Below are 20,407 nucleotides of genomic sequence, written 5' to 3'. Positions count from 1 at the left end.
TCGATGCGACGATCATCGCCTCGGCCAGTGAGGATGACGAAGAGGGCCATTGGGTCAAGCGCATAAGGGCCGACCAGCGGTTCATGCTTCAAGGCCCATGTCGGTGCCGACGCCGATACAGCTCTGGTCGAGGAGATCGCCGTCACACCCTCCAACATCAACGACGGCAAGGCCGGTCCCGATGCTCTGCCTGACAATCCCGGCCAGGTGTTTGCCGATAGTGCCTATCGCGGCAATCATTTCGGCGCCGCGGTGCGTGCCAAGGGTGGAACGCCACGCATCGTCGCCACCGGCATGTGGGGACGGGGCGAAGCCGAAACACTGGCACGCCTTGAGGCCTAGCACCAACGATCCATCGCATTCGTGGCCGGATCGAGAAGATCTTTGGCACGTGGAAACGAAGCTACGGCGTTCGCCGGATGCGATGGCGAGGAGCTTGCAAAGGCAGGCGTTCAAATTCGCCTCACTGCCATCGCCTACAATATGAAACGCAGTTTGAAGGTCATCGCTATGGCTGGATAGCGGGCAAAAACACCCCTGACGCTCACACGAGAGCGTCAGAAGACACAGCCGACGACGTCGGCGCTGATATCTTTGCACCCTTTACCCCGGAAGCGGAAAAGATCAAACAAAATCAATGCAAAATGCTTCCCGCGCACAGGTCTCCTAGGGGCGACGACCAGCCAAAGGCGAAATCTCTCTGACCCGGTAAGGGACCGGGAGCTTCAGATGGCAGAGAAACATCGGCGCATCGGTCGTAACGGATCGCGATCCGACGGCGTCCTTGAGCTTGCCGGATCTCATCGTAATCGATCGGCTACTTGCGGCTTCTGGTCGGCGGGATGCATGGAATGATTCTCTCAGCAGCGAAGGCCATTGCGAAACCAATTGCTACTTAATAGGTGTGACAAACAATCCTGATCTGGTGCAATGTTCCAGGCGTGGACTTGGCAATTTCCTTTCCGGACCTCAAGAATGCAGATATTACCTGTGGCGACCTTGCCACTCCGACCCCCCATCTTTACCTTGAGCCTATTGTCGGCAAGCCGCAGGAAATACCGTAGCACGCCGTTGCTGGTCACGGCTAGCACCGCACTGTCCTCGCCCTGCGTCCGGGCGAGGTGTTCCACAAATGTCGTCACACCATGCGCCAAGGTGGCCTCGGAAGGGTTCCAACCAGGCGACCGGGGCCACGCGCTGCAGCGTTCCCACGTCTCCAACTCCTCCCTCCCGAATTTTGCTATGATCTCCTGACTACTCAAACCCTCCCATGCACCATAGTCGATCTCGGTTAAGCGCGAATCGATAATCGGCAGAGGCGTACCGCCGATCCGCTCCGCGACGATCTCGGCATGCTCACGCGTGCGCCGCAGCGGTCCACAATAGAGTCCACCGAGCCTAATATCCGACTGGCACAGAGTGTTTCCGAGATGTTGAGCCTGGCGGCAGCCCTCTCCTGTAAGCGGGAGGTCGGTTCTGCGGCCGACCCAAACGACCTTATCGCCGGGGTCAAACGTGTTGCCGTGACGGCTGAGGAGAAGCTTCATGGATAATGGCCGCTTTGTATTGCAGATCATACCGTCTATCGGGCTGGCGGTCTGCCTTAATCCGGGACGAGATCGCCCTCTTCGCCGATGATAGCCTCAACGCGCTTCAAATCATCTGGGCTGTCGATAGCCCAGTGAGTCCGGCCGCCATAGTCGACTTCGACCACGCGGACAGGGATTCCATGCTCGAGCGCGCGCAATTGCTCAAGTTTCTCAGAACGCTCGAGGGGACCGGATTCTAAACTGATATACTGGCACAGGGTTTCGTAGCGATACGCGTAGAGCCCTATATGACGAAAGACAGGAAACGGATCCGCATCATTACCTTGACCATCTTTGCGCACGAACGGGATGATGGATTTCGAGAAATAGAGGGCGTTGCCGCGCCGGTCAAAAGTCACTGTTGTGCCTCCGACCTCGCCGTGCCCTTTAGCCGTGCGCAAAGCGTCATAAGTGCGCTTGTCCATCCGGACCGCGGCAGTAGCGATCTCCACCGTGAGGTCCCGGCGCATCTCGTCAATCAGAGCGGCAATGACCCAGGGCGGCGTGAGGACTGCGTCACCCTGGAGATTCACCACGACGGCAGGCGTCGTTGCGAGCATCTCGGCTGCTGTCAGCACCCGCTCGGTGCCGTTTGTGCAGTCGCTCGGGGTTATCACCACGTGACCACTAAAGCTTCGAACGTGCTCGGCGATGCGCTCATCGTCAGTGGCAACGCAGACGACATCTACGTCAGCTACGGCACAGGCCAAAGACCAGACACGATTGATCATCGTCCGGCCATTGATCATCGCGAGCGGCTTGCCGGGGAATCGGCTCGAGCCGTAGCGGGCGGGAATGATGATAGCGACTGGACTCGACGTTCTGGGCATGTTTTCCCCACTCTCAGAAATCCAAAAGATCAATAGACGAGGTTGCGGAATTCCTTGACGCGATGGAATGTGATCAGGTTCGTATATTGAGGATCCCTCCCCTCGTCATCCCCTGACCGGCACAGCACGAGAAGATCATCGCGGTCGACCGCCATGCTCGCATAGTTCCGTGCGTGACGCTCGGTCTGACCTGCGGCGACAAGTCCAGCAAAGCACCAATCGATGCAGTTTCTAGAGAAGTGAAGTTGCAGCCTATGGCGCTCATTATTCGGCAAATTGTACCGCGCCTCCGACATGTGCGTAAGGCGCACCATAGAGTCGGTCGCTTGTGAACTCAGCAACCAGTAGAGCCGCGTCTTGTCATCATAAAGTAAAAAGAATTTCAGATGGCCTCCCGGAAATGGAATGAAGAGAGCCCTTTTCCCCGACGGCATGGTTTCTAATGCCGTGGTCAGACGACCATCATTCTGCTCGATGACCTTGATCATGGCAGCATAGCCCGTTCCACCGGTATTCGTGCGCAAGAAGACGTGCAACGTCCGCCCGCACGGATCGTGCCACAGATGTGCGGGATCGTAAAACCGGACGATATTCGGTTCAAGCCAGCCCATCGGTGCGCACAGACGTCCCGATCCGAGCTCGGCCGGAGCTCGTAGAGGCGTGTTATAGAACGGTATACCAAAGAGATCGAAATCGCTTGATGAGACTATCTCGTTGAACGCAAGGGACTCTGAGATACTCCAGTTCTTAGGGTCAAGAAGATCGTGGTCAATTCTCGCGCGCAACACCCGCGGTGCCAAACCGGCTGTATTCCATCCCTCGATTGCAACATCGCGCCGTTCGTCCAAGGCGAGGTAGAGGTACCCATTGGCGTGATGCACGTTGCAGGACGACCCGTGCCATTTCATATTCGAGGTTAGCGCGACCGGCGCGCTCCACGTCTCCCCGTCATCGTCCGAAGCCATGATCATGAGGTCGCCGGCATGACCCAGGATGTAGAGCCGCCGGCCAGCGATAAATGGCCGGGCATGCCAGAATGGAAACGTGTTTCGGTCAGCCCAGGAACAGCCCCCATCGTCGGACACATAGACCTTGCCCATTCCGAATCGCGTACCTCCCGCGCGAGATCCCTTCGGCCCGAGGAGATCCTTGACCCCGGCACCGCCTAGATCAAAGGTGGCTACCACTCTCCGGCTCGCCGTCACAACAATGCCCGGCGTGTAGCAGTAGACATCTTGTGGCCGCTCGGACCGGTAGACGATCTCGAAGTCATCCGCTAAGGCGCGCATCATCGAAGCCCTGCTGTGATCTGCACTGCCGCCAAGAGAGCCGTTGTGAGACCGTCCCTCGAATGGATCGCCACTTGCATAACTTTTCATCACTCAGGGTGGTTTCAGGACGTCCCGGCGGGATATCAGGCCGACGAACCTTTCCTGGTCATCGTGCACCGGTATCAGATCGCTTTCGTGCTGACGGAAGAGTTCCGCGGCTTGATCGAGAAATGCGTGCCCGGAAATTGCGGTGAGCGGCGGCTGCATGTGCCGCTCCACTGGTTCATTCAGGTCGGGGGTTGCGCCGCGGTCGAGTAATCGGCCGATGGACTCTCCCATCAAGATCCCGACCACCTTGCTACGCTCGCAGAGCACTGCGCCGATGCCTAGCTTTCGGGGGGCGCGGCACATCGACAAGAGCGCCAGCGACAATGGCGTATCTGGCCGGAACACAGGAATCGCTTCAAGCGGCCACATCAGGTCGCGTACTCGCATCAGTTCCCGTCCGAGACTTCCACCGGGGTGAAGACGAGCGAAATCCTGACGCGTGAACCCGCGCCGCTCGTGCAGGACAAGTGCTAGGGCATCCCCCACCGCCGCCATAGCAATAGTCGAGGTGGTCGGAGCAAGACCAAGTGCGCACGCTTCCTGCATCTGTCCAATGTCGACCACCACATCGGCAGACTGCGCCAGTGAGGCGTTGGCGCGTCCCGTGATCGCGGCAACCATGACAGGAAGCTGACGGACGGCACGGATGAACTGCATAAGCTCAGCAGTCTCACCAGAATTGGAGAGCGCAATAATGACATCCCCGGCACGCACGCGCCCAATATCCCCATGCAAGGCGTCGACCGGGTCGAGCGTGATCGATCGAGTGCCAGTCGATGTGAGAATTGCAGAGATCCTTTCTCCAACCAGTCGCGACTTGCCGATACCACACACGACCACTATGCCACTTGAGGAAAGAATGTAATCCGCGAGCATACAGATATGCTCGTCGATCCTGTTTGAAAGAGTCTCCAGCGCGGCAGCCTCCTGCCGGATGATGGCCTTGGCCCGCTCAAGCATCACCATTGTCCTGTCACTATGGTCTTTGCCGCATTCAGGATATTGCTGGGCTGGCTTTTCGCGCGAAGGCAGGAATGTACGCCTGTGGCTAACAATTGCCATGATAGCAACCTCCATCCTAAATGGCGACTCTCGCCGTTACGTCCAATGGATAGCAGTGTGGCCTATCAATCGGAAAATGGGGGTGATGTTTTGATTAATTTGTTGCTACAGTTTCGTAAACTGGACGGTCACTGTCGCCCTCATGCGCGAATTATCGACAGCCAGATCGTCATTGAGCGCGCAGCGTGGAGCCGACACTCGCTGCTTCGATCGTATCGTATGCGCCTGCATGCATCCGATTCCACAGCTCGATGCCTTGCAGATTTGATAAAGGAAGCTAGGGAACGTGAGCGTGCAGAACCATAGACACATTCACTACTCATGTTGCGGCCGGGACAATACCAGATCGTAAAGGGACGTCCTTATACCATCGCAGTTACTCTTCCGCAGTGCGTAACGTGGCGATCGGCTCACTACCTTACAATTGCATTGGGCTCAGCCACGGGTAGAAGCTAATATCCATCTTCATGGCACTCCGCACGTTAGGTTTATTCTCCAGTATTTCTATCTTTTGATGATATATATTACAGAATACACAACAAAAGTCGATTGACAACTGATGCCAATACTAATAATAATTTCGTTCTCGTAGGGATGTTATACGCAAACTCCAAAGGACGAGAGAACAGGGCTGGCCCTTGGCGGTAGAAGAAGCCGAACCTGGTGTGCATCCGTAGCTGTAGCGATGCGCCCAAACGCCAGACGAGCAGTCGACACGGTGAGTATCGCCGGGCCAACCATTCGGTTGAATGCAGGAAGGATTCCGGAAATTGCGCGGTTGATCTCCATCGCAGCAGACGATCTTGCGGCGCTTTGGCCGCTGCGAGATCGCCCAGATTGGCGGCAACCGTCTGCTGAGCAAGGACTGATTGGCCGCGAGTCAGTACGGCACCTCCCCTACCCAGCGCCTAGGCCCGCCCACTAGATGTTGCTTGGAAACGATGCATCGTTGCAAAATGAGCAGACTCGCTGGCGAGCATAGGCGGCCACAACCTATGCAATGGCCACCGCGATGCGCCGGCGATTGTGGTTCCTTCCGTGCTCTGAGTACTATTCGCCTGATAATTCCTTCAGAGAGCGAGCAATACCCTCGGTAACAAGCTCATTCATCCGAGCAAGTTTCCTATCGCGCTGACGCCGCAGATTGGCGACTGCAGCCGTCACATCTTGGCGCTCCAATGTACTGACGAGGGCAGACATGTCTGCAGTGATTTCATGAAAGTTGCTCTTCATCTCCAAATCAATTAATCGCACAAAACGCGTCTGGTCGTTGAACTTGCGGATGGAATCAACCATGACCTGACTGCCGGCGAGAGCTGCAATGCATATATAGAGTTCCTCGATCAATTTAACCTGCGATTCAACAGACTCTTCTATCATATTTTTGACGTCGCCCTCGCGGCTTACGCCTGTCTTTTCCAGCAATGCTGTCTTGCCTATGCCAAGTTGGCTATATCCACGTTCAATAGCGTAAATCGCAATCTGGAACGCGAATTCATAATGATCTCTCATGCTTTTGGCATTGAGTGTCTTTGCGAAGTACCCGCGATTTGGCACTAACCCAACGAGATCTTCGCCGTGAAGACGCGCCAATGCTTCTCGCACCGGCGTCGCGCTAACCTGCAGGCGATCGGCAATGCTGATAGGGCTTAGCGGCTCACCGGGTCGGAACCGATAATTAAGGACGAGCCCCTTCAATTGGCGGTAGGTCGAATCGGCCTTGTCACGAGGAATGACTGCCATAGTGTTGTCTCCGCCGTTCGCGCGTGGCAGTGCTGTAGGCGGAAGTCCCATCTCCTCGCCTGCCGTTCCGTTTGCCGTCCCCCGTCGTCATGACACCTCCTTATTTGCGCCGCGAAGCGGCGGTGACGAATTAAGCGCTCCGCCATTTCTCACCAGCAGCGGCGGGCAGATGCGCGAGCCTGCCGGCCTGATCAGACGAGGTACTAGCCTCGATCCGGCGACGAACCCGGTCTCCTCGGCGGCAGACAAGACTGTACAGCGGACGAATCTCCTCGGACTCTCCAGCCGGTCAACGGGGATTTGCGGCAGGACCGCAAGGCTTGCCGACCCCGATACCCAAAGGCACCTGGCCACCACCGTCGGATTTCCCCGTTGACCTCAACCGCATCATCAAGTGGCAGGCGCACGCGCCAATCCTAATCCCGCGCTGTGAGCCCTTCAGGCAAATCGAAATCTAGAAAGCGATTATGACGCAGTTTTGTTGAAACATAACCCGCTTTTCATAAAACTACAGTTAACAATTATTAAGGCCCCCTTGCAACATACGAACAATACGGTCATCAATTCGTCACAACCCCGATATCCAATTCGCGACGATGGTCACTTGGCTTCCTTTGTTGAATGCATTGGAATGCAACAGATCTGAGCTTTGTTGGCATAACAGTTAACATCCCGTGGCGCGAAGCTACGAGATTCAGAAGTGGGACTCCAAGCACCGCGGGAGAGCAGAAGATGCTGTGTTTGGTACGGCCTGCGAAATCAAGCTGGGACGATCCCAGGCGAACTTCCAGACCATCTCGGATCGGCAGGACGGCACCTATTTGGTGGACAGCCCGGGCGCGAGTTGGCAGAGAACCTCCTTCGACGTCGGAGCAATGAGTCAGCTTTTGCTTGCCTATATGTTTCCCGCGGAGGCTTACGAGGTCGTAAAGACAGACGAAAAGCTCTATTGCCGTTCCAATGAACAGTACCCATCGCAGAGGGACACGCATTCGCAGCAGAAAGATAGTCCCTTGGACCATCTCGAGTTCTCACGGCTCAGGCGAAGGAGTGTCGACCGGCCGTTCTAACCAGGACGCTGCCTTCTTTAGCAACCGAAGGCATGCAAAGGCGCAGATGAACCAAGCGCAGCCATTCGTTGTCATCTGATGTTCGTTGCGGCACCGAATTCGCAAGTTGCTGATATGCCGAAAGAATCAGCGGATTTTTTTTGGAACTCGGATTGCAGGAAACGGCCGGGTTGTCTGGCGTTTCCTTCCAATATCAGGTTTTGATTGAACTAATCCGCTGATGCGCCAGTTGGTGGGCCGAATTGCGGGTAAGGCTGCTGTTTTGAAGGAATGCTCCTATTCAAGCGCGATATCGAGAACGGGAGCCAACAATGGCTAGATGAGCTCCTTGCGCCGACGCACGGTCCGCAATCTGTCGCCGGTCACGCAACGATCCGATGTCCACGCGGTGGCGAAGTTCGCCCGCAATTGCGGCCACTCGCCGGGGCCGGCTGAGCTTAGGGATTCCAGGTGCATCTGGCGTCGACGGGTTTTCCTGGCTGGCGCTGAACCAGACAGTGTGCGCGCTATGGTTTTGTCCAGCGTGACGCTGGGCCATGCCCAGATTTCGGAGCGCATGGCCTATGCGCGCACGCCGCGCAAGCTGCCTTGCTTTGTGCCGACGAGATCGTCCCGTTTCTCGAGGCGGTGCCCAGCCTCGAGGCGCCCAGCGCCTTGACGACAGCCTATGCGACGGGCCTGCGTCTTTCCGATGTCGTCGGCCTCAATGTTGCCGACATCGACGGCCAGCGCGGCGTTATCCAGATTCGCCACGGCAAGGGCGGGAGAGTACTACCTCATGCATCGGAGGAGCTTCTGCGCATCCTGCGCGCCCATCGTCAGCTGGCAGGCGCACGGGATGGCTGCTTCCAATCCAGACCGCAGCGGCCTGATCGACGTCTAACATCGACAAGATCGGGATGGTGCACGCTCAGGCAGTCCTTTGCCCCCCATTGCTGGAGAAAGGTATCGACATCCGCATTCCTGGTGCTGCTCTCCCACACCCACCTGCCGGTACACCAAGGTCTCACGGCCCTTCCGGCGCACGACAAGCCCGCTCGACCGGCTGAACGTTGAGGTGGTTCCGTCGAGTTGAGGCGGTTCCGCGACGAGGCTGGAGGTGACGGATATCTTACATCGCCATGGCGAAGCCCTGCTGGCAAGGCGTTCCCGTTCGATCGCTTCTCGATGACGCGCTGGCGTCGGCGAAGCGTTTTTGCGCCTCGTGATCATCACGCTTCAGATTCGGCCAACTCAGCTCGCGCCCGAGACTCAATGTTAATAGTCGCGCAGTGATCTGACCCGATCAGAAAATAATGCGCCTGTGCGCGCTTGCAGCTTCCGCATCAGGCCGTACACTATTCATTCCATTGCAATTATCTTCTTATTTGCACGGATAGATCCGTATTCAGCAAACACCCTGTCAATATTGCTGAGTGGATGGAAGCTGAGAAGGTGGTCGTGACCGGGCTTCCAGCTCTTTTTGATCAAAGCGGCTGCTTTGAGGAAGGAACCACCATTTCCATTCAGATGAACGAAGTAAATGTTAGGCTGCTTCCATGGGAATCTATCGGGAATAGCAGGCTCATCGGAATGGTACCTACTCACGACAACCAGCCTGCCGAGCTTCGCTAGCCGAGCGCACCCGTGAAGGAAGCCGTCAGAGCTGCCGGTTGCTTCGAAAACTACGCTGAATACACGGTCATCGGCGCTATCCAATATCTTAATCCGGCTCGGGTAGAGATCTTTTAAGGCGGCCGTCTTGTGGCGCGCATTGTCATAGATCCAAATTTCGCCATCTTGCGCCTCAAGGAGATTGAAGATCAGCAACGTTCCGATGCCGCCGGCGCCAAGGACAAGCGTAGGCTCCTCAGCTAGCGTGCATTTAGAGATGTCTGTCGCATTAATCGCAACGGATAATGGCTCGACCAATGCGCCTAAATGGCGGGATCTGTATTCCGGAAGTTTAAGAAGATACGAGGCTTTTATGTCGATGAACTTGGCATACCCTCGATTCGAATACCAATTAATCGTCGAACTCTCACACAGATGGCCAGCGCCTATCCTGCAATAAAGGCAGGAACCGCATCGAAAATTCGGATCAATCGCTACAAAATCTCCAACCTGATAGGTCGTGACATGGTCTCCGACTACGACAATAGTGCCGCAGTGCTCGTGACCGAGACTGATCGGATAGCCCTCATCGCGGTGGCCCAGATAGAACGATCTATCTGTCCCGCAGACCCCGCAGAATTCGATTCTGATTCGTACCAAATCTGGAGGAAGTTCCTCGCTCACTGCATCGCACGCAAGGATAAAGCGGCGCGGAGAAACAAGGCGAGCGACACTGTTGTATCGTGCGGACATAGTCCATCTCCCTGAGTTATTGTGACGAGAGGGTTTGAAGCGCACCCCGCGCAGCATCGACAGTGATTGCTATGTCGTTAGCGGAGTGCGCTGCGGACACGTACCAGAGGCCTTCTGGCGTGATCCGTACGCCTCGCTCCTGCAATGCGAGGTGCCATGCGCGCTGGAGGCTAAAATCCAAACCTTCGGCTGCCGAGCGATGGTTGATGACTTGCGTGGGTGCAGCTCTGAAGGCTGTCGTGACTGCGCCTGGGCTCGCTCGAACAAGAAAAGGTAACTGAGTTTGCCTTCCTAGATCTCTAAGACCCTGTTCAAGCAACGCTGCATAGTGATGTATATGCTGAAGCTTTGCGCCTGAACTTGCCGCTAGGAGCGTCAGATGCTTCAACGCTCCGACGACGGCGGGCGGGTAGGCATTATAGGTTCCTGCATGCACGGTATTGGTTTCAACGAGGCGCTTCATAACCTCCTTACGGCCAGCAAAGGCAGCGAGACAGACGCCACCGCTCAATGCCTTTGCAAAAGCGCTTAGATCTGCGGCGACGCCGAAGTGCTCTACAGCTCCTCCGAGCGAAATTCGAAAGCCGGTTTGGACCTCGTCGAAAACCAACAGCGCGCCGTTGGCGTCGCATTGTTCCCGAAGAAATCTGAGAAACCCTTCGAACGGTTGGATATTGCTCCAAAAGCCATTGAACATAATCGGCTCGGTAATGATTGCCGCGATTTCTCCACGACATTTTTTAAAGGCATTTATGACTGCTTCCGGGTCATTCCACTCAACTGCGACTATATTTGAGACATCAGAGGAGGGTTGGCCGAGCGACATCGGCACGGGCGAAGATGAACCGTCAGAGTTGGCGCTTACGCCCGAAAATCCCCAGGCAATGCCGTCGTACCATCCATGGTAGTGGCCGGTGAATCTAATGATTTTCTCTCGACCAGTTGCTGATCTAGCTAGACGAATACACGCATGTACTGCCTCCGAGCCAGAATTGCAGAACCGGACCATTTCGGCATTGCCCACAAATGCGCAAATTAGATCCGCAAGTTCTATCTCTGCCTCTGTCTGGCCCGCGAAAAATTGGCCAGCTTTAAGCTGCCGGTATACTGCGTCTATGACGTCGGGTTCTCCGTGCCCAAGGATCAGTGGTCCCCTGCCCAACACGTAATCAATGTATTCGTTGCCATCTACATCCCACACTCGAGCACCATCGCCTCGAGCGTAGTAGAGAGGGAAAGGAGTCCAATTTGCTCGATTTCCGCTCGAAACACCTCCTGGGATAACAGCACGTGCTTTCCCGATGAGAGCTTCGGACCGAGTATACGAGTTGCTCACTTTTGCCTCCAAATGCCTAGTAATTCCAAAAGTTCTGATGATGAGATGAGATTTTGCCCTGAAGTCATGCTAGCGGCGAATCTCGGTGGATGTTGAACAAGGTTGGCCATTATGACGGCGCCTTCAGAATAGTAACATGCTCGCAATTTCGCAGACGGCGCACCGTTGGCGACCGCCCTGCACGACTATCTAGGAAAGGATGTGCAAGTACTAACTATATTTCATAATATATTTTGTGTATGTCCTCTGGTATTCATCCAGCCGGCATCAAAACCTGCGGTTGAATTTGGACACAAAGGTGCTCGGCATATCGAGGCTTGCCTTGGGAAGACGTGCGAACAGACGGCATGACCAAGCTCGCCCGTGATTCCCTGTATCGCAACCGTCGCTTTCCCGCCGAAGTGATTGGCCATGCGCTCTGGCGCGATCTCAGTACGCTGAGCCTGCACGTATCGAGGAAATGACTGACACCTGCGGAGTCATCGTTTCCCACCAGACCATCCGAAATTGGGCAGAGTAATTCGATCGCCAGCTTGCCACGTTTCTCGCCTGCAGCCTTCTCGCTGTTCCAGCTCCCTCACGTATAGGCACAGCCGTTCCGCGCCGGCGAAGGCCGCGCTCGCTTGGTGCACCGGTCTTCAGAGCGAGTTGCCGCTGCCTCGCCGTCACCAGCGCCGGGCGGATCCGGAAGTAATCTTACTCCTTCGCCAGCATGTGCCAGATGAGGAATCGCAAACTTGCGGGCGCGGCGACTGAAACGACACGCCGAAGCGATTGCCCGGCATGGTCCAAGGAATGGCGAACAAGGATTCCACCGCGGGGAAGAGGAATTGACGCGTCGTGCAACCGCGTTCGGTGCTGTCCGATGTCCGACGTGTCGGATACGCCACGTAGCAGACCCGATCTGTCACTTGATTTGAAACGGTTTTCTCATTTGGCACGGTACATGCGGGGTCATCCGCAAACACGTCACAGACTGAGGAGAAATCGTCCCTTGATCATCTCACCGAAAAATACCGCCACCGCGGGTCTCACGGTCGCAGAACGATCAAAGATGACGACGCTCGAAGGAGGCTTGGCAGCATGAAGACGGTTGCTTGCATCCTCCGCTCCGGCGGCGAATACGCGCCGCACCATGTTGTCCGTCTGTTGGACCAGGTGACCAAGCATTTGCCCCGCGCCAAGTTCCGTTGCTTCTCCGACGTCGACGTGCAGGGCGTCGACTTAATACCGCTCCGGCACGAATGGCCGGGCTGGTGGGCGAAGATGGAGCTGTTCCGCCCCGAGCTGCAAGGCGACTGGCTGTTTTTCGATCTGGACACTTCGATTATCGGCAGTCTCGCTGATATGGCGGCCGTCGAGGGTCCGGTGATCATGCGCGACGTTGTCCAGCCGTGGCGATTGCAAAGCAGCATCATGGCGATCCCTCAATCGATCAAGGCGGCGGTGTGGGAGGCGTTCACAGCCGCACCCGCAGACCACATGCGGCGGTTCGCTTTCGACGGCGATCAGGCGTTTCTTGAGAGCTGTCGGGGAGTCGATTGGCGCTTGTGGCAAGACATCTGCCCCGGTCAACTGTGTTCGTACAAGGTGAACGTTCAGAGCCTCGGCCGCGTCCCGGCCGGCGTTCGCGCGGTAGTTTTCCACGGCAAGCCACGACCATGGGAGGTTGGTTGGTGAAACCATTCGAGCAACGCGGCAACGCGATCATTCGACGCCTCCCTCCCGAGGCAAAGTGGCAGAAGTCGCCGTGCATGGTCGATAGTTGGCGGCCGGCGCATCAGCAGTCGGAGCACTACCGCGCAACCGGAGACCTTCACCCCACGCACAACATTGAGCGCGTCCTTGAGCACCGCGCCCAGGCTGAAAACCCCCACGGCACTTCCCCGGCCGCGCCGTGATCAGGCCGATGACCTCGCTCCAAGCGGCTTCAGAATTTCCCGACGCTGCGCTCGATCACGGCTTTCTCGATGCGGATCACAGTTACAAGGGCGTCATGGCGGACTTGCAAACGTGGCTCCCTAAGGTGAGGCTGAGCGGTTGGATCGGCGGACATGATTACAAGAACCCCGATCCGAAGTTCCGATTCAAGGTCACCCGCGCGGTCGATGAGTCGCGGCGGCAACAGGCCGGATCATTGAGATCCGATGCAAATTTCACGTGGTTCGCAAGGGTCTGATAAAAAGGGTCTAAGCTCGACAGATGTGAGCCCACTCTCGCATTCCGATTGATGTGATTGTTTCGGGTTGGGCGATGAGCTTCTGCCAAGCCTCGCAGGCGGCGTCGAAGCAGAGTGTTCAGCGGCGACAAGGACGCGATCGTGGCGCGACCGAGACGTACACGACCGTGACTGACTTCTGATCAGGCTTGCCACACGTAATTACCAAAGCATTTGTCAGGGGCAAGAATCCCTGAATCTAGGGGGATATGGATCGCGCTGATTTGCAGCGTCTAACGAAGGAAGAGTTGATCGATCTCCTTCGAGCGATATCACAAGACGCGTCGGGAGAGGGCAAAGCCTGGCGGCGCCAAGGCGGGCATGAAGGTCACAGCCGCGCCATGAGTGAGGATGCCGGATCGCATCATCGACGCGTGCACGCCGCAGCGACCTATCTCAAGACTTTCCAGGCCCTGTCCTACGAGCGGCTGCAGGCGCGTTCGCGAACCTTTTCGGTCGCACCATCCAGCCAGCGCGGACTGATGAACATGTTGCGCCGTGCGCAGGGCGCGTGCGGCCGAGTGCGACAAGGCCGTCGCCGCGATGCGCCGGGCCAAGGTCGCCTCCGATGAGACCGGCGTGCGGATCGAAGGAAGCGACGCCTACCACTGGGTGATTCGCTGCGCCGAAGGGGTTGTTCATCAAGCGGCGCCAACGCGCGGCGCCGTCGTGGTCCGGACCCTGATAGACGGCCATCGGCCCGACGTCTGTTCCGATCGCGATGCCGCGCAACAAGGTCACGCAAATGCGCATCAGACCTGCTTGGCGCAACTCGCCCGCGACGTCGCCTATGCGACGAGGCACGTGAGGACAAGCTCCCTCGCGGATCAAGTGTTGGCTGCAAAGGGCCTCCGCCCTAGCCGACGGTATCGAAACCTTCGCCTTCTCGACCGTCGCAGCCAATTTTGCACGCCGATTCACATCGAGACTGAGGCCGTCGAGGATGGTTCCCGGCCCGAAACGTCTCACAAGGCTCTCGACCCCGCACCACGGGCGCGCCGCTCAATCTGCCAAGGTGCGACGCCATGAAAGGGACCTTTCCTGGAAGAAGCGCACGATGCCGTCCGAGGCGAGACCGAGCAAGGCGTGGACGGCGAGACCGACGATGATGATGGGTCTGGCCGCAGTTACGCGCGAGATGACACATGTAGTCGATGCCGCTCGTGGCATTGACCTGTTCGACCACCACCAGAGACAGCCAGGCCTAGGTCACCGCGAAACGCAGGCCAAGGAAGAAGCCTGGAAGGGCGCCCCGGCAGGATGACCTGGCGGGTTAGCGATCGCTGGTGCTCCAGATATTGGAAGGTCAGGGCTTCAATGACGGGCAGGTGAAGGACTGACTGCTCTGGTTTGCGGCCGAGCTTGTCGGTCGCTCAATCGAAAGCGTATTTGAGATGGGTGTTCCCCAGCGTGCACGTCTAGGTGTGGAGACGAACTCCCAGCCGGCGCCACGGGACTTGCCCTTTTGCGGATCGCCAGTGATGCGATGGCCGACTTGGCTGAAGCGGCCGAGCTTCTTGATGTCGATATGGATCATCTCGCCGGGGTTCTCACGCTCGTAGCGTCGGATCGGTTCGGCCGGCTTGATGTCTCTGAGCCGCGACAGTCCGGTACGCGGAGGACAACGCGCTCGTCTCGGACCGGGAATCTGGAATTTTCGCTGACACCGACAAGATCCACCCAACCGACCACAGATCGCTTGGAGTCAAGCCACCGGTTCGAAGGAACAGCGGCTGCATGAAAAAGCGCGCCGTGCACACCTCGGCACCGTAGCCTTCGAGCTGGGCAAGGCCGATCTCGGCCTTGCCCCCACAGGCACCCCAGCACGGTGGACCTGAAAGACGCAGACCGATACAGCCGAAGTAGCACGGTCCGCCTGTTGGAGCCGAGTGAAGCGCTTGTCTCGGTAGCTTGACAATTCCGCCGTCGCCTTCGCCGATGATGCAAAACTCCCCAGAGACCGAGCAGCCGCGGTCACCTCATCGTCTTTTCGACGGGCCTACGAGTTATCCAACATGGTCACCTGAAGCTCCCCGGCGTTTCGGCTGGGAGGTATATGTTTGGATCCCACCAGCCAGCACATATCGATCTGCTCTTCGTCAATCGGAACGACCGTTATCACGGGTCATTGTTTCAGCCAGTCTCCAGCCTTTATCCGATAAAGCACCTGACGCAACAAAGGGTCCCCTTCGGCCTTAAGTGGATGGTCAAAATCGTCTTGTGGGGCATGGCTCATTCGAAGCCGCTCCATAACGCCTCTTGAAGCGAGATTCTCTACAGCTGCATTGGCAACAACTTCACTCAGACCAAGACGTTCGAAGCCAAACGAAAGCGCGGCGGATGCTGCCTCTGTTGCGTAACCTCGCCCCCAACTGGCTGGGTCAAGCCTCCAGGCGATCTCCACAGCTGGTGTGAAGTGCGCTCGATAGGAAATGTTAACAAGACCGCAGAAACCGATAAACTCTGCAACATCCGAACGCTCTAGTGCCCACAGGCCATATCCGTGTTTTTTGAAATGCTCACGCTCTTCATTTATCCACGCGTGAATCGCGCTCCGATCGGTCAGTTTTGCGATGTATCTTACAACTCTGGGATCGTCATTCATTCGAGCCAATGGTTCGATGTCTTCGTCCTTCCATTCCCGCAGCAGCAGGCGTTTTGTCCGCAGCTCCATCAGTATTTCCTCTTCACGCTGGAGATATCGAAGCGTGCCCCAGTCGAGCAGCCGCAGTCTTTCCGGCCCAGCCGTGAGATGGTGCACAATGCCCCTCGTCCGCCTGTTACGACCGCCGATTTGCCTGAGAACGCAAGGGTGGGCGTTTTGGAGTTATTCATTCTACAGCTCCGAGAAATGCCACAAGATTTTCTCCTAGTTCGGGGCATGGGTATCCGCCTTCCTGCAGCATAGCGATAGGCCTACCGAAGGCGCCTATGGCCTTGGCAGCCTTCCGAAAGCCATCGGTGCTGACATCAAATACGCTGAGCGGATCGCCGCGATAGGCATCGAGGCCAAGCGCAACGAGGAGGACATCCGGTCCGAAATCTCCAATTTTTTGCACACCCGCCGCAATTGCTTCGACGAAGGCCGCATCGTCACTGCCATGTTTCAGCGGAAGATTGACATTGAACCCTTCTCCGGCACCGCAGCCAATTTCATCTGCATAGCCGCTAAAAAATACTGGAAATCCATCAGGATCCGCATGGAGCGATACCGTCAAAACGTCAGGCCGCTCATAGAAGATCTGCTGAGTGCCGTTCCCATGGTGGATATCGACATCCAGAATTGCGACGCGCTCGGCTCCTTTCACCCGTAGAGATTCAGCAAGGGCTGCAACGTTGTTTAGGTAGCAAAATCCCCAGGCCATCTCGGCGCAAGCGTGATGGCCTGGCGGTCGGCAAAGTCCATATGCACGGCGCTCGCCGCGCGCAATCAGATCACCGACGTTAACGGCGACGTCGACACTGGATCGCGCCGCCGCCCAAGTGCCGCGCCCGACGGGACACGCTGTGTCGGCCTGGTGGAATCCAGAGCGTGCAACGATATGGCTGGCGTAGTGTGACGCAAAACGGTTGGGGTGGGTGTTGGGCACAATTTCCGGGCCGGCGTGCGGCAGCGCAAGCCATTCATTAATGCCATTTTCCAGAAAGTCGAGGTACCTCGCCGTGTGCACGCGCGTCAGTATGGAGGCGTTGGTTCGGCTCGCCTCGAGCGCCTCGTGCCCAGCAGCGATCGCCGACGAGAGTAGCATGTCGGCACGCTCGGGCCGCTCGGGGCTTTGGACCAGCCTTCCGCGATGAATGAATGTTTGCGGGTCGTGGCTACGGTGACCTTCCGAGTAAACGACTTTCATGGCTATAGCTTTCTTGAGACCTAAACCGTGGCACCGAGAACCCATGGCGCAAATTCGGCCGCACCAAAGTCAAACTCTTCGCTTTTGGTGCGTTCCCCTGAAGCGACGCGCAGGATCAGATCGAAAATCCGCGTGCCGCATTCCTCAACGCTCTCGCCCCCGCTAAGGATCTCGCCACAATTGATGTCCATGTCGTCCTTCATGCGTTCGTACATTGGCGTATTGGATGCCAGCTTAATGGACGGCGCTGGCTTGCAACCAAACACGCTGCCGCGGCCCGTCGTGAAGCAGATGAGGTTCGCGCCACCGGCAACCTGGCCAGTCGCCGACACGGGGTCGTATCCGGGGGTGTCCATGAACACCAAGCCGGGGCCCTTAACGGTCTCGCCGTATTTGACGACATCGACCAAGTTTGTTGTGCCGCCTTTGGCCATCGCGCCCAGCGACTTTTCGATGATGGTGCTTATCCCTCCGACCATGTTCCCCGGCGAACGATTATCGTTCATAATCGCACCTTCCCGCTTGAAGTAAGCGTCCCACCAATCCATGAGCACAATCAGCTTTTCGCCCACTTCGCGAGAAACGGCGCGTCGCGTCAATAGATGCTCGGCACCATAGGTTTCAGGTGTTTCGGACAGGATCACCGTGCCGCGTTGCCGCACGAGAATATCGCTCGCAGCTCCCAGGGCTGGATTCGCTGTCACTCCCGAGAGGCCGTCCGACCCCCCGCACTGGAGCCCGATGATCAGTTCGTTCCCAGGAATCGGTTGCCGAGTAACCTGATTGGATTCCTTGAGTACATCCCGCACGAACTCAACCGCGGCTGCCACGGTTTTTCTGGCGCCGCCCATTGTCTGGATATCCATGCTGCGCACCCGTCCGGCCAGACGTTGATCCTCGAGCAGACCGCCAATCTGGTTAACCTCGCAGCCCAATCCGAGAACGATGACGTGGCTGAAATTTGCGTGTCGCGCGTAGCCACCGAGCGTGCGGCGCAGGACATTCAGCGGCTCGCCGCCTGTCATGCCGCAACCCGTCTTGTGGGTCAGCGCGACCACACCATCCACATTCGGAAACTCAGCCAGGGGGTCGGCGCCAGTAAAAGGGTTTTTCTTGAACACCTCAGCCACCACGTTGGCGACGTGACTGCTACAGTTCACACTGCTGAGAATACCCACGTAATTTCGCGTAGCAGCCCGCCCATCGGAGCGGCGGATCCCCAAAAACGTCGCCGGGGTATCTACGTAATCAGTCTGATGAGCCGCTGCGCCGAAAGCATAGTCCTTTTCGAAATCACCGAGCGCCATGTTCTGCAGATGAACATGCAAACCAGGCTCTATGTCTTTTGTGGCAAAGCCGATTATCTGACCGTAGCGTAGTATCGGTTCGCCGGCCTTGATCGGTCTGATGGAGACCTTGTGCCCTGCTGGGATCGCACTCTTGGCGACTATCGATTTATCTAACGGCATGCCTTGCGCGATCATTCGGCGCGCTATCGCGACATTGTCGCTCGCGTGCAGGATCAACACCGGAGTGAAGTCCTGCTGTTGCGTCATATCGCTTTGCATCGCTACTCCTGACCTGCTGGCGAGCCAGAAACCCGAACCGCTCCGCTGGCAATCAACGCTTCAATACGATCTGGGTCGATGCCAGACTCTCGTAGAACCTCGACTGAATGCTCGCCGAGATCGGGGGCAGGACGATGGAAAACAAGCGGTGAGCCACAAAGCTTAAGCGGCTCGACGCGAATATCGCTCACTGGAGGCACGTTTCTGCCCCCCAAGTGAGCGAACATTCGATCGTCCCTGTCCCGCATTTCCCTCGCTCTCGCCCCGTCTAGGCGGCCCTAGAGTTGCGCTTGCTCAACGAGGCGATGGTGTTGTTGATCACAGAAACCACCCTTTCGCGCTCTTCTCCGACCAATGGCAAGCGCGGCGCACGCGTCCATTCGGGCGCTCCGTAAACAAGATGCTCCGCGAGCTTGATGTATTGAACAAGCTTTACGCTGGTATCCAGATGAAAAGCCGGGGTCATGATCCGATACAGTTGCAGCGCCTCGGCAAATTGTCCGGCTCGGCCCATCTCAAAGACGCGGACGCATTCTTCAGGCCACGCGTTCGTCATTCCTGAAACCCACCCCGTCACGCCTAGGGCGAGACTCTCCAGTATCAAATCGTCGACCCCGCAGAATACAGAGAAGCGATCTCCGAGCTGGTTGTAGAGATCTGTGACGCGGCGGATATCGCCGGATTCCTCCTTAATGCAGACGATCTGATCGACATTCTCCAGAGTACGCAAGATTGCTGGCGTCACGTCGACACCATACGCGATCGGATTGTTATAAATCATGATAGGGAGATCGCAGCCCCCGGCGAGCGTGCGATACCACTCTGAGGTCTCCCGAGCATCAGACTTGTACGCAATGCTCGGAAAGGCCATCAATCCTTCCGCGCCAAAGCTCTGGAATTTGCGCGCCATATCGACTGCCGTTTCCGTTGAAACTTCAGCAAGACCAGAAAGAAGCGGAACGCGCCCGCCGACAACTTCCTTTGCGGCTCGAATAACTTTCTCTTTCTCAGACAGCTTCAGAGAAGCATTCTCACCCAACATCGGGAGGACAATAATCCCCGAAACGCCATTTTGAATCAGCCGCTCGATACTGCCTTGGGTCGCATGCAGATCAACATCCCCATTTGGCTGCAGCTTCGTCGTCACCGCTGGAAACACGCCAGCCCATTCAGTTTTCATTTGAAGAACCCATTCGTGTTGCTCGTCACGTTGCTCGTCACGATATTCCTCATGGAATGATATTCCAATTGCCTGTCCTCGTCAACTGGACTCGACCCGGTGAAACTGTTCAAATTCCCCAAGAGGGACTTGCAACCGATAACGCATGCTCTTCAGCCAGATCAAAAGCATGCTCACCAATGACAACGGCAACTTCCGCCTCCCAGTCCAGCATCCGTGAGTCTCGAGGCATCAA

At 56.9% G+C, this 20,407-nt stretch carries 14 protein-coding genes and 4 pseudogenes; 5 read left to right on the top strand and 13 right to left on the bottom strand.

Features of this window, described 5'->3' with window-relative positions; translation table 11 throughout:
- Positions 1-123: 123 nt before the first annotated feature.
- Positions 124-342, top strand: coding sequence for a hypothetical protein (locus NKH13_RS29760; RefSeq protein WP_352916403.1), 219 nt, complete (start codon positions 124-126; stop codon positions 340-342).
- A gap of 518 nt (positions 343-860) precedes the next feature.
- Here the strand turns inward: NKH13_RS29760 and NKH13_RS29755 are convergent.
- The 5 genes from NKH13_RS29755 to NKH13_RS29735 form a co-directional block, all read right to left on the bottom strand.
- Positions 861-1,547 (bottom strand): histidine phosphatase family protein, encoded by a 687-nt coding sequence (locus NKH13_RS29755; RefSeq protein ID WP_352916335.1) that lies wholly within the window; start codon positions 1,545-1,547, stop codon positions 861-863.
- A gap of 56 nt (positions 1,548-1,603) precedes the next feature.
- Complete coding sequence (kdsB, locus tag NKH13_RS29750) at positions 1,604-2,419, bottom strand: 3-deoxy-manno-octulosonate cytidylyltransferase (RefSeq protein ID WP_352916332.1); 816 nt, start codon at positions 2,417-2,419, stop codon at positions 1,604-1,606.
- Positions 2,420-2,448: 29 nt separating this feature from the next.
- Complete coding sequence (locus tag NKH13_RS29745) at positions 2,449-3,711, bottom strand: sialidase family protein (RefSeq protein WP_352916329.1); 1,263 nt, start codon at positions 3,709-3,711, stop codon at positions 2,449-2,451.
- A gap of 90 nt (positions 3,712-3,801) precedes the next feature.
- Positions 3,802-4,860, bottom strand: a complete 1,059-nt coding sequence (locus tag NKH13_RS29740) for a KpsF/GutQ family sugar-phosphate isomerase (protein WP_352916327.1) — start codon at positions 4,858-4,860, stop codon at positions 3,802-3,804.
- Between the two features lie 1,050 nt (positions 4,861-5,910).
- Positions 5,911-6,603 carry a GntR family transcriptional regulator gene (locus NKH13_RS29735; RefSeq protein ID WP_352916324.1) on the bottom strand — a complete coding sequence of 231 codons (693 nt, stop codon included), beginning with the start codon at positions 6,601-6,603 and terminating at the stop codon, positions 5,911-5,913.
- Between the two features lie 1,658 nt (positions 6,604-8,261).
- Between NKH13_RS29735 and NKH13_RS29730 the strand changes: the two genes are divergently transcribed.
- On the top strand, positions 8,262-8,729 hold the full coding sequence (locus NKH13_RS29730; protein WP_352916321.1) for a tyrosine-type recombinase/integrase: 468 nt from the start codon (positions 8,262-8,264) through the stop codon (positions 8,727-8,729).
- Positions 8,730-9,014: 285 nt separating this feature from the next.
- Here the strand turns inward: NKH13_RS29730 and NKH13_RS29725 are convergent, their stop codons facing one another.
- Complete coding sequence (locus NKH13_RS29725; RefSeq protein WP_352916318.1) at positions 9,015-10,019, bottom strand: alcohol dehydrogenase catalytic domain-containing protein; 1,005 nt, start codon at positions 10,017-10,019, stop codon at positions 9,015-9,017.
- Positions 10,020-10,035: 16 nt separating this feature from the next.
- Entirely contained in the window at positions 10,036-11,355 is a 1,320-nt protein-coding gene (locus tag NKH13_RS29720) for an aspartate aminotransferase family protein (RefSeq protein ID WP_352916315.1), read from the bottom strand.
- A 1,083-nt stretch (positions 11,356-12,438) separates the two neighbouring features.
- Here NKH13_RS29720 and NKH13_RS29715 point away from each other — a divergent pair.
- The 3 genes and pseudogenes from NKH13_RS29715 to NKH13_RS29705 all read left to right on the top strand — a co-directional run.
- A complete protein-coding gene (locus NKH13_RS29715) occupies positions 12,439-13,035 on the top strand; it encodes a hypothetical protein (RefSeq protein WP_352916313.1) in 597 nt (198 codons plus the stop codon).
- 214 nt (positions 13,036-13,249) lie between these two features.
- Positions 13,250-13,534 (top strand): annotated as a pseudogene (locus tag NKH13_RS29710) (class I SAM-dependent methyltransferase); the annotation flags it as partial.
- Positions 13,535-13,782: 248 nt separating this feature from the next.
- Positions 13,783-14,573, top strand: a pseudogene (locus tag NKH13_RS29705) (IS66 family transposase); the annotation flags it as partial.
- Between the two features lie 2 nt (positions 14,574-14,575).
- Here NKH13_RS29705 and NKH13_RS29700 read toward each other — a convergent pair.
- The 6 genes and pseudogenes from NKH13_RS29700 to NKH13_RS29675 form a co-directional block, all read right to left on the bottom strand.
- Positions 14,576-14,841, bottom strand: a pseudogene (locus NKH13_RS29700) (ABC transporter permease); the annotation flags it as partial.
- 161 nt (positions 14,842-15,002) lie between these two features.
- A pseudogene (locus NKH13_RS29695) lies at positions 15,003-15,188 on the bottom strand (IS481 family transposase); the annotation flags it as partial.
- A 510-nt stretch (positions 15,189-15,698) separates the two neighbouring features.
- Positions 15,699-16,334, bottom strand: coding sequence for a GNAT family N-acetyltransferase (locus tag NKH13_RS29690; protein WP_352916310.1), 636 nt, complete (start codon positions 16,332-16,334; stop codon positions 15,699-15,701).
- Positions 16,335-16,404: 70 nt separating this feature from the next.
- Positions 16,405-17,424 (bottom strand): histone deacetylase family protein, encoded by a 1,020-nt coding sequence (locus tag NKH13_RS29685; protein WP_352916308.1) that lies wholly within the window; start codon positions 17,422-17,424, stop codon positions 16,405-16,407.
- A gap of 20 nt (positions 17,425-17,444) precedes the next feature.
- Positions 17,445-18,992, bottom strand: a complete 1,548-nt coding sequence (locus NKH13_RS29680; protein WP_352916305.1) for a UxaA family hydrolase — start codon at positions 18,990-18,992, stop codon at positions 17,445-17,447.
- A 268-nt stretch (positions 18,993-19,260) separates the two neighbouring features.
- The gene (locus tag NKH13_RS29675) at positions 19,261-20,172 is read right to left on the bottom strand and encodes a dihydrodipicolinate synthase family protein (protein ID WP_352916302.1); all 912 of its coding nucleotides are present in this window, start codon (positions 20,170-20,172) and stop codon (positions 19,261-19,263) included.
- Positions 20,173-20,407 lie beyond the last annotated feature (235 nt).

Origin of the sequence: Mesorhizobium sp. M1348 (assembly GCF_040317925.1) — a bacterium.
GTDB lineage: Bacteria > Pseudomonadota > Alphaproteobacteria > Rhizobiales > Rhizobiaceae > Mesorhizobium.
This window is presented reverse-complemented; position numbering and strand designations above follow the sequence as displayed.

Excerpts from the sequence above, each read along its gene's own strand:
- NKH13_RS29740 (WP_352916327.1), bottom strand. The coding sequence starts at position 4,860 with ATGGCAATTGTTAGCCACAGGCGTACATTCCTGCCTTCGCGCGAAAAG.
- NKH13_RS29675 (WP_352916302.1), bottom strand. The coding sequence starts at position 20,172 with ATGAAAACTGAATGGGCTGGCGTGTTTCCAGCGGTGACGACGAAGCTG.
- kdsB (WP_352916332.1), bottom strand. The coding sequence starts at position 2,419 with ATGCCCAGAACGTCGAGTCCAGTCGCTATCATCATTCCCGCCCGCTAC.
- NKH13_RS29725 (WP_352916318.1), bottom strand. The coding sequence starts at position 10,019 with ATGTCCGCACGATACAACAGTGTCGCTCGCCTTGTTTCTCCGCGCCGC.
- NKH13_RS29755 (WP_352916335.1), bottom strand. The coding sequence starts at position 1,547 with ATGAAGCTTCTCCTCAGCCGTCACGGCAACACGTTTGACCCCGGCGAT.
- NKH13_RS29745 (WP_352916329.1), bottom strand. The coding sequence starts at position 3,711 with ATGATGCGCGCCTTAGCGGATGACTTCGAGATCGTCTACCGGTCCGAG.
- NKH13_RS29735 (WP_352916324.1), bottom strand. The coding sequence starts at position 6,603 with ATGGCAGTCATTCCTCGTGACAAGGCCGATTCGACCTACCGCCAATTG.
- NKH13_RS29685 (WP_352916308.1), bottom strand. The coding sequence starts at position 17,424 with ATGAAAGTCGTTTACTCGGAAGGTCACCGTAGCCACGACCCGCAAACA.
- NKH13_RS29715 (WP_352916313.1), top strand. The coding sequence starts at position 12,439 with ATGAAGACGGTTGCTTGCATCCTCCGCTCCGGCGGCGAATACGCGCCG.
- NKH13_RS29680 (WP_352916305.1), bottom strand. The coding sequence starts at position 18,992 with ATGCAAAGCGATATGACGCAACAGCAGGACTTCACTCCGGTGTTGATC.